Source organism: Crossiella sp. NPDC003009 (genome assembly GCF_053591555.1).
Window position 1 is genome coordinate 291,076 of the sequence record NZ_JBSFUA010000005.1, and the last position, 8,292, is coordinate 299,367.

At 70.3% G+C, this 8,292-nt stretch carries 8 protein-coding genes; 3 read left to right on the forward strand and 5 right to left on the reverse strand.

The window, feature by feature from the left end; translation table 11 throughout:
- Window positions 1–38: 38 nt before the first annotated feature.
- From ACWDY5_RS08965 to ACWDY5_RS08985, 5 genes are all read right to left on the reverse strand, one after another.
- Window positions 39–1,694 (reverse strand): glycoside hydrolase family 13 protein, encoded by a 1,656-nt coding sequence (locus ACWDY5_RS08965; RefSeq protein WP_449721696.1) that lies wholly within the window; start codon window positions 1,692–1,694, stop codon window positions 39–41.
- 26 nt (window positions 1,695–1,720) lie between these two features.
- Entirely contained in the window at window positions 1,721–2,599 is an 879-nt protein-coding gene (locus tag ACWDY5_RS08970) for a carbohydrate ABC transporter permease (protein ID WP_449721697.1), read from the reverse strand.
- A 1-nt stretch (window position 2,600) separates the two neighbouring features.
- The gene (locus tag ACWDY5_RS08975) at window positions 2,601–3,524 is read right to left on the reverse strand and encodes a carbohydrate ABC transporter permease (protein WP_449721698.1); all 924 of its coding nucleotides are present in this window, start codon (window positions 3,522–3,524) and stop codon (window positions 2,601–2,603) included.
- Window positions 3,502–4,863, reverse strand: coding sequence for an ABC transporter substrate-binding protein (locus ACWDY5_RS08980; RefSeq protein WP_449721699.1), 1,362 nt, complete (start codon window positions 4,861–4,863; stop codon window positions 3,502–3,504). The genes ACWDY5_RS08975 and ACWDY5_RS08980 overlap by 23 nt, the downstream gene beginning before the upstream one ends.
- A 138-nt stretch (window positions 4,864–5,001) precedes the next feature.
- The gene (locus ACWDY5_RS08985) at window positions 5,002–6,012 is read right to left on the reverse strand and encodes a LacI family DNA-binding transcriptional regulator (protein WP_449721700.1); all 1,011 of its coding nucleotides are present in this window, start codon (window positions 6,010–6,012) and stop codon (window positions 5,002–5,004) included.
- A gap of 110 nt (window positions 6,013–6,122) precedes the next feature.
- Between ACWDY5_RS08985 and ACWDY5_RS08990 the strand changes: the two genes are divergently transcribed.
- Genes ACWDY5_RS08990 through ACWDY5_RS09000 form a run of 3 tightly spaced genes read left to right on the forward strand, consistent with a single transcriptional unit; the run spans window position 6,123 to window position 8,190 of the window.
- Window positions 6,123–6,659, forward strand: coding sequence for a hypothetical protein (locus tag ACWDY5_RS08990; RefSeq protein WP_449721701.1), 537 nt, complete (start codon window positions 6,123–6,125; stop codon window positions 6,657–6,659).
- Window positions 6,656–7,324 carry an endonuclease V gene (locus ACWDY5_RS08995; protein WP_449721702.1) on the forward strand — a complete coding sequence of 223 codons (669 nt, stop codon included), beginning with the start codon at window positions 6,656–6,658 and terminating at the stop codon, window positions 7,322–7,324. Before ACWDY5_RS08990 ends, ACWDY5_RS08995 begins: the two co-directional genes overlap by 4 nt.
- A 23-nt stretch (window positions 7,325–7,347) precedes the next feature.
- On the forward strand, window positions 7,348–8,190 hold the full coding sequence (locus ACWDY5_RS09000) for a protein NO VEIN domain-containing protein (RefSeq protein ID WP_449721703.1): 843 nt from the start codon (window positions 7,348–7,350) through the stop codon (window positions 8,188–8,190).
- Window positions 8,191–8,292: the final 102 nt, after the last annotated feature.

The window sequence follows — 8,292 nt, forward strand, 5'->3', positions numbered from 1 at the left end:
GGGAGACGGGCCTCCCGAACCAGCCAGGGACTGGGCCCTCAGGCCAGCCAGACCGCGGTGTCGGCGGGCAGGTCGCCCTGCTCGGTCAGCGGCCCGCTGGCCAGCAGCACCCTCTCGTGCGCGGGCAGCGGGACCGGCGCGGCGGAGAGGTTCAGCACGCAGGTGAAGCCGGGCGGGCGGTGGAAGGCCAGGACCTGCTCGCCGCGGTCCAGCCAGCGCATCGGGCCGTCGCCGAGCGCGGGCAGCTCCCGGCGCAGCCGCAGCGCCTCCCGGTAGAGGGCGTGCATCGAGCCCGGATCCCGTTGCTGCGCCTCGGCGGTGTAGCCCGTCCACTCCTCGGGCTGCGGCAGCCAAGGCCGGGAGCCCTCGGGGCCGAAGCCGAACGGGGCGGCCTGACCGGCCCACGGAATGGGCACCCGGCAGCCGTCCCGGCCAGGGTCCGCGCCCTGGGTGCGTGCGAACACCGGGTCCTGGCGCAGCTCGTCGGGCACGTCCTCGATCTCCCACAGACCGAGCTCTTCCCCTTGGTACACATAGGCTCCGCCGGGCAGGCACAGGCTGAGCAGGGCGGCCGCGCGGGCCCGCCGGGTGCCCAGCTCGCGGTCCACCGGGGTGCCGTGGCGGCGGTCGGCGAAGGTGAAGCCGGTGTCGTCGGCGCGGCCGTAGCGGGTGACGTGGCGGGTCACGTCGTGGTTGGACAGCACCCAGGTGGGCGGCGCGCCCACCGGCGCATGGCTGTCCACAGTGGACTGGATGACGGCTTTGAGCCGGCCGGCTTCCCATGGGCAGGACAGGAAGTCGAAGTTGAAGGCGGAGTGCAGCTCGTCCGGCCGGAGGTAGCGGGCGAAGCGCTCGGGGTCGGGCAGCCACATCTCGCCGACGAAGATCCGGTCCGGGCCGTACTCCTCGGCGATCCGCCGCCAGGCCCGGTAGATCTCGTGCACGCCGTCCAGGTCGGAGAACGGCAACTGTCCGTTGGCCCCGGCCACATCGGGCAGTCCGGGCGCCTTGACCAGGCCGTCGGCCACGTCGATGCGCAGGCCGTCCACGCCGCGGTCGAACCAGAACCGGAGGATGTCGGCGAACTCGGCGTGCACCTCGGGGCTGGTCCAGTTGAGGTCGGGCTGCTCGGCGGCGTAGAGGTGCAGGTACCACTCCCCCGGCGTGCCGTCGGCGTTGACGGTCCTGGTCCAGGCCGGGCCACCGAAGCGGGACTGCCAGTCGTTCGGCGGTTCGGCGCCGTCGGCGCCCCGGCCGGGCCGGAACCAGAACCGTTGCCGTGCGGGCGATCCCGGCTCGGCGGCCAGGGCCTCGGCGAACCAGGGGTGCTGGTCGGAGCAGTGGTTGGGCACGATGTCGATGATGATCCGGATGCCCAGCCGGTGCGCCTCGGCGATGAACTCCTCGGCCTGGGCCAGGGTGCCGAAGACCGGTTCGATGTCCCGGTAGTCGGCCACGTCGTAGCCGCCGTCGGCCATCGGCGAGGGATACCACGGGCAGAACCAGATCGCGTCGATGCCCAGCTCCGCCAGGTAGGGCAGCTTCGCGCGGGCCCCGGTGAGATCACCGATCCCGTCCCCGTCGCCGTCGGCGAAGCTGCGCAGGTACACCTGGTAGATCGCCGCCCCGCGCCACCAGGACGCCGAGGTTCCGTCCACAGTGGACTGAGTGGTTGTGCGCTCGGAGGAGATCACGATGCCGCCTTCCAGACAGGTGGGGTCTAGCCCTTGAGGCTGCCGGCGGTGAGGCCGGCCAGGATCTGGCGTTGGAAGATGAGGAACAGCACGATCATCGGGATGCTGGCCAGCACCAGTCCCGCGGTGAGCACGTTGAGCGCGGTGTCCGGTGCGACGCGTTCCAGCGCCACGCTGAGGGTCTGTTCGTTCGGGTCGGAGAACACCAGCAGCGGCCAGATGAAGTCCTTCCACGCGGTGACCAGCGCGAGGATGGACACCACGGCCAGGATCGGCCGGGAGATCGGCAGCACGATGCTGACCAGCACCCGCACCGGGCCGGCCCCGTCCATCCTGGCCGCTTCCAGCAGCTCGCCGGGGATCTCGTCGAAGAACCGCTTGAGCAGGTAGATGTTGAACGCGCTGGCCGCCGCGGGCAGCCAGATCCCGGCCGGGTTGTTGAGCAGGTTCACCCCGAGCAGCGGCACGTCCGCGATGGTCAGGTAGGTGGGCACCAGCAGCGCGGAGGCCGGCAGCATCAGGGTGGCCAGCATCAGGCCGAGGATCGCGTTGCCCAGCACCGGTCTCAGCTTGGACAGCGCGTAGGCGGCAGGCACGCACACCGCCAGCTGCACCAGCACCGCGCCGCCGGCCACGACGAAGGTGTTGAGGAAGTACCGGCTCAGGTCCAGTTCCTGCCAGGCCTGCCAGAACGTTTCCGGGAACCAGGTCTCCGGCACCACCGACGGCGGGGTCCTGGCCAGCTCCACCGGCGACTTCATCGCCCCGGTCACCGCCCAGTACAGCGGGAACACGAAGGCCAGCAGGAACACCACCAGGACCAGGCTGAACACCAGCCAGTACAAGGCTTTCCCGCGCGGAGAGCGCAGGGCCGCCGGGGAGACCAGGGTGCGGGTGGACGACATGTCAGCTCCTCGTCCTGGTCAGGCGCACGTAGGTGGCGGAGAAGACGCCGAGCACCACGAACAGCAGCAGGCTCAGCGCGCTGGCCGTGCCGAAGTCGTTGTAGTAGAAGGCATACCGGTACAGCAGGAGCAGCACGGTGACGGTGGCGTCCTCCGGTCCGCCGCCGGTCATCACGTACGGTTCGGTGAAGACCTGCATGGTGGCCACCACCTGCAACAGCAGCAGCACCAGCAGCACGAACCGGGTCTGCGGGATGGTGACGTGCACCAGCCGCCGCCACAGGCTCGCGCCGTCGAGCTCGGCCGCCTCGTACAGGTCGCCGGGGATGGTCTGCAGCGCGGCCAGGTAGATCAGCGTGGTGCTGCCCATGTTGGCCCAGGTGGAGACCAGCACCAGCGAGATCATGGCGGTACTGCTGGAATCCAGCCAGCTCAGCCCGGACAGGCCGACCGCGCGCAGGCCCTCGTTGAACAGGCCGGGACCGGGGTCGTAGAACCACTTCCACAGCAGCGCGGTCACCACCGGCGGCAGCATCACCGGCAGGTACACCGCGATCCGGAAGAACGAGCGGGCGTGCCGCAGCTCGTTGAGCACCACCGCGGTCAGGAACGGCACCGCGAAACCCAGCAGCAGCGCCAGTCCGGTGAACAGCAGGGTGTTCCGCCAGGCCGCGCCGAAGAGCGGGTCGTTGAACAGCCGCTCGAAGTTGTCGAACCCGACCCAGGTCGGCGGGTTGACGAAGTCGGCCTGCTGGAAGCTGAGCAGCACGCCACGGATCAGCGGCCACCAGGAGAACAGCGCGAAGACCACCAGCGCGCCGGCGAGCAGTCCGTAGGCGGTGAGGTTCTCGCTGAGCTTGCGACGCCACCGGCCCCGCACCGGCGGCACCGCCGCGCTCAGCTCACCGGAGCTGCGCAAGAACACCGTTGACCTTGGTTTCCGCCTCGGCGAGCACCTGGCCGATGTTGACGTCCTTGTTGGTCAGCACCGCCTGCATCACCGTGTCCAGCGCGGCGTAGACCTGTTGCGCGTTCGGCGGTTCCAGGTTGCCCTTCAGGCTGGGCGCCGCGGTGATGTAGGGCTGGTAGTTGGCCACCGGGATGGTCGCGTTGGCCGCCTTGACCTTCTCCTGCTGCTCGCGCACCGGGCCGACCCACACGTCGGCGGCCGGTGGCACGGGCAGGCCGATCGGCTGCTTCTGCTCGGCGTAGCGCTTGAGGTTGCTCTCGATCCTGGCCGGGTCGAGGAACTTCCAGCGCAGCCAGGTGAGGCCGGCCTTGATCTTCTCCGGGGTGGCCTTGGGGTTGATCATGTAGCCCTCGCCGCCGATCAGCGTGCCCTGGCCGCCGGGCAGCGGGGCCAGGCCGTAGTCCTCGTACTTGCCGTTGAACTGGTTGACCAGCACCGGCACGTTGTCCGGCGCGGCGATGTACATGCCGAGCTGTCCGGCGCCCATCAGGCGCTGCAGGTCCGGGATCTCCAGCAGCTGCTTGCTGCCCATGGAGTCATCGGTCCAGCGCATGTCGTGCAGGTGTCGCAGGACGGCCTTGCCCTTGTCGTTGTTGAAGTCGGCCTTCCAGCTCTCGCCCTCCTGGCGGGCCACCGCGCCGCCGACGGAGTTGAGCCAGCTGGTCAGGTGCCAGCCGCCCTGGTTGTTCTTGCTCAGCTCGCCGAAGCCGACCACGCCGCCGCCCAGTGCGCTGATCTTCTTGGCGGCCGCGCGCACCTCCTCCCAGGTGGCGGGCGGCTTGTCCGGGTCGAGTCCGGCCTTGCCGAACAGGGTGCGGTTGTAGAGCAGGCCCATCGAGTAGTTGGCGGTGGGCAGGCCGTACTGGCGGCCCTTGGCGTCCTTGAACACCTGGGTCAGCTGCGGGTTGAGCTCACCGGCGAGCGGGACCTCGGTGAGGTGGTCGGTGATGTCGGCGGCCTGGCGGCGGGCGATGATCTGCGCCGGGTCGGTGAGGTAGACGTAGTAGACGTCCTCCAGCTGGCCGCCGGAAAGCTTGGTGGCGAAGGTCTTCGGGTCCATGAAGCCTTCGTGCGGCTCGATGTCGATGTTCGGGTTGGCCGCCTCGAACGCGGCCACGTCCTCGTCGAAGATCTTGCGCTGGAAGGCCTGAGTGCCCGGCGGCTGCCCATTGACGGAGATCTTGACCTTGCCGCCTGCGGTGGGCGGGGTGTCGCCGCCGCACCCGGCCATGGTCAGGCCGAGTCCGGCGACGAGCAGCGCGCCAAGGGCGCTGCGGGTACGAGGTCTCATCATCGCTCGTGCCTCTTCTCGGTGGGAGGTCGCTCCGGCGGGACCTGTGGCGCGGCTCACGATAGGAGCCCGGTCCGCCGGAGCGCAATATCCCGATGAGATTGAGCAAGAAGTCGACTGAGTCCTGTTATGTACTGACGGTCACTTCTCCGGGGCGGGCGCGGTGGACCCGCGCACCACCAGCTCCGGCTCGAACAGCAGCTCCTCGGCGGTGACCTCGGCGCCGTTGATCTGCGCGGCCAGCAGGTCCACCGCGGCCCGGCCCATCGCCTCGATGGGCTGGCGGATGGTGGTCAGCGGCGGATCGGTGCAGTTCATGAACGCGGAGTCGTCGTAGCCGATCACCGAGACGTCGGCGGGCACCGCCATGCCGCGCCGCCGCACCGCGCGCACCGTGCCCAGCGCGAGCGGGTCGGAGGCGCAGACGATGCCGGTGACCCCGCGTTCGATCAGCCGCGCGGCCGCGGCCTGCCCGCCCTCCAGGGAGAACATGGCATGCCCGACCCATTCGGCAGGCACGCTGAGCCCGGCCTTGGCCGCCGCGGCGGTGAAGGCGGCCAGCTTGCGCCGCGAGGGCAGGTGGTCCGGCGGGCCGAGCACCATGCCGACCTTGGTGTGCCCGAGGGAGAGCAGGTGGGTCAGCGCCTGCTCCGCGGCGACCGCGTCGTCGCAGGAGACCCGGGGAAAGCCCAGCTCGTCGATGCCCGCGTTGATCAGCACGGTGGGCAGCTGGCGCTCGACCAGGCGGCGGTAGTGCTCGTGCGAGGCGTCGGCCTGGGCGTAGCTGCCGCCGGCGAACAGGACCCCGGAGACGTGCTGGGCGAGCAGCAGCTCGACGTAGTCGGCCTCGGAGACGCCGCCGGCGGTGCGGGTGCACAGCACCGGGGTGAAACCCTGCTGCGCCAACGCGTTGCCCATGATCTCGGCGAAGGCGGGGAAGATCGGGTTCTGCAGCTCGGGCAGCACCAGGCCGACCAGCCGGGCGCGTTCGCCGCGCAGCTGGGTGGGGCGCTCGTAGCCCAGCACGTCGAGGGCGGTGAGCACGGCGTTGCGGGTGGACTCCGAGACGCCGGGCTTGCCGTTGAGCACCCGGCTGACCGTCGCCTCACTCACCCCGACCTTGCGCGCCACCTCGGCGAGTCGTCGAGTCATGAGGCAATGATGACGCAAGGGAGCGCAAAATGCATACATTTCTTGCAGCTGGCTTGCAGCGTGTCGAATCCGCTCCGCCGGGTCACCGGGCCGTGCGAAAATTCGCGGTGATGTCCCAGAACTTCGGCCGGTTGGCCATCTTCCTGGCCGTGATCGGCACGGCCGCCGCGGTCGTGTCCGCGTCCACCGACGTCTTCGGCTTGCTGAAGGACGATGCGGCGACGCAGGAGAGTCCCGCGCCCGCGCCGGCGGGGAAGCCCGGCGAGAGCACCACGCCGACCAGCCCGGCGGCCAAGGTGGAGCCCTGGCGGGGCAGCCTCGTACTGGACCACACCGGGCTCGACCTGGACACCACCCCGCCGACCCGCGGTCCCAAGAACTCCGGCGACTGGGACTTCTACTACGGCTCGCCGCACCTGATCACCTTCCGCGCCAGCCACAAGAACCTGGCCCGCTGGGCCAAGAACCACGTCCCGAGCGAGAAGGACTGCGCTGACCTGCTGGCCGCCGAGTCGGTGGGCAAGGCGACGATCGCCCAAGGCCATCTCTACTGCGCTCGTTCCGAGCTCGGCCGGCTCGCGCTGATGAAGATCACCGGCCCCAAGGGCGAGGGTCAGGGCGCCGAGATCACCCTGTGGGGTCCGTGACCGAGCACCCCTGGCCGGCCACGGCCGAGCAGGCCCGCGCGATCCAGCACCGGCTGCGCACCCAGGTCGACATCACCGGTCCCGGCCCTCGGCATCCGGCCACCGTCGCGGGCCTGGACGTCGCCTACGCCAAGGACGAGCGCACCCTGGCCGCCGTTGTGGTCCTGCTCGACTTCACCACTCACGAGGTGCTGGCCGAGTCCACCGCCACCGGAATCCCGGCCTTCGACTACATCCCCGGCCTGTTCGCCTTCCGCGAGCTGCCCACCCTGCTCACCGCGCTCAGCGACCTCCCGGCCACCCCTGACCTGCTCGTCGTCGACGGCCACGGCCTGGCCCACCCGCACCGCTTCGGCCTGGCCTGCCACCTGGGCGTGCTGACCGGGCTGCCGGTCTTCGGCGTCGGCAAGACCCGGCTCATCGGCGCCGCCCCGGAACCCGGCCCGGACCGCGGCGCCTCGGCCGACCTCGTCGATGACGGCGAGGTGGTCGGGCGGGTGCTGCGCACGCAGCGCGGGGTGAAACCGGTGTACGTCTCCGCGGGACACCTGATCGACCTGGACACCGCTTGCGCGCACACGCTGACGCTGACCCCGCGCTACCGGCTGCCGGAGACCACCCGCGCCGCCGACCAGGCCTGCCGCCGCGCGCTCGCCGCGCGCTGACCGTTTCTGGCACACTGCCGATCATGGGGGTAAGCACCGATCGCGGGGGCTGGCTGCTGTCCGGCAACCCCCAGCGTTTCGACGTCCCGGCCTTGCTTGCCGATGAGCCTCAGCCGACGCTGCTGGAGTGGTCGGTGCAACCCGGCCCGCGCGCCCGCCGGATGACCGAGGGGCAGCGGATCTTTCTGTGGCTCAGCGGCAAGCACGCCGGACTGTGGGGCGCGGGTCACATCACCGGCCCGGTCCAGCCTGGATCGCCGAGGACGCATCGGCAGTACTGGGCGAACGAGGCCCAACTGGCCAAGACCAAGGCCTTCGTCCCCATCGACCTGCAAGTCTGGGCCACGCCGATCTCCCTGGAGACGGTGCGGGCCTTTCCCGGTCTCGCCGAGCTTGCCATCCTCCGGCAGCCGTTCGGCGCGAACCCGTTCGAGGTGACCCCGGAACAGCTCACCGCACTGGAGGAGCTGCTCGCCCTGCCAGCCGATCCGCCCGCGACCGGCTACGGCGCGGGTTTCGGCACGGCGGAGCTGAACCGGCGCGTCGAACTGGCCGCCATGGCCGCGGTCACCGAGGAGTACGAGCGGCGCGGCGCGCGGGTGGTGGACGTGAGCGCGCACCGCCGCGGCTGGGACCTGGACTGCCACTTCGCCGATGAGACCCATCACGTCGAGGTCAAGGGAGTCCGAGGCATGCAGCGGCAGTTCCTGTTGACCCGCAACGAGTTGCGCAAGGCGGAGCACCAGGCGAACTGGTGGCTCGCGGTGGTCACCGAAGCGTTGACCAATCCCACCATGACCATCGAACCGGGCGACCGGATTGTGGCACTCGCCGAACCGATCCAGTACCCGGTGCGACTGCCCTGAGCGCGCCCTAGGGGGCGTTTTCAAAGCCAGAGGACCAGAGGAGTAGTGCGGCCAGGGTGATGGTTGCCCGGTAGGAGACCGCGGTCTGGTCATAACGGGTGG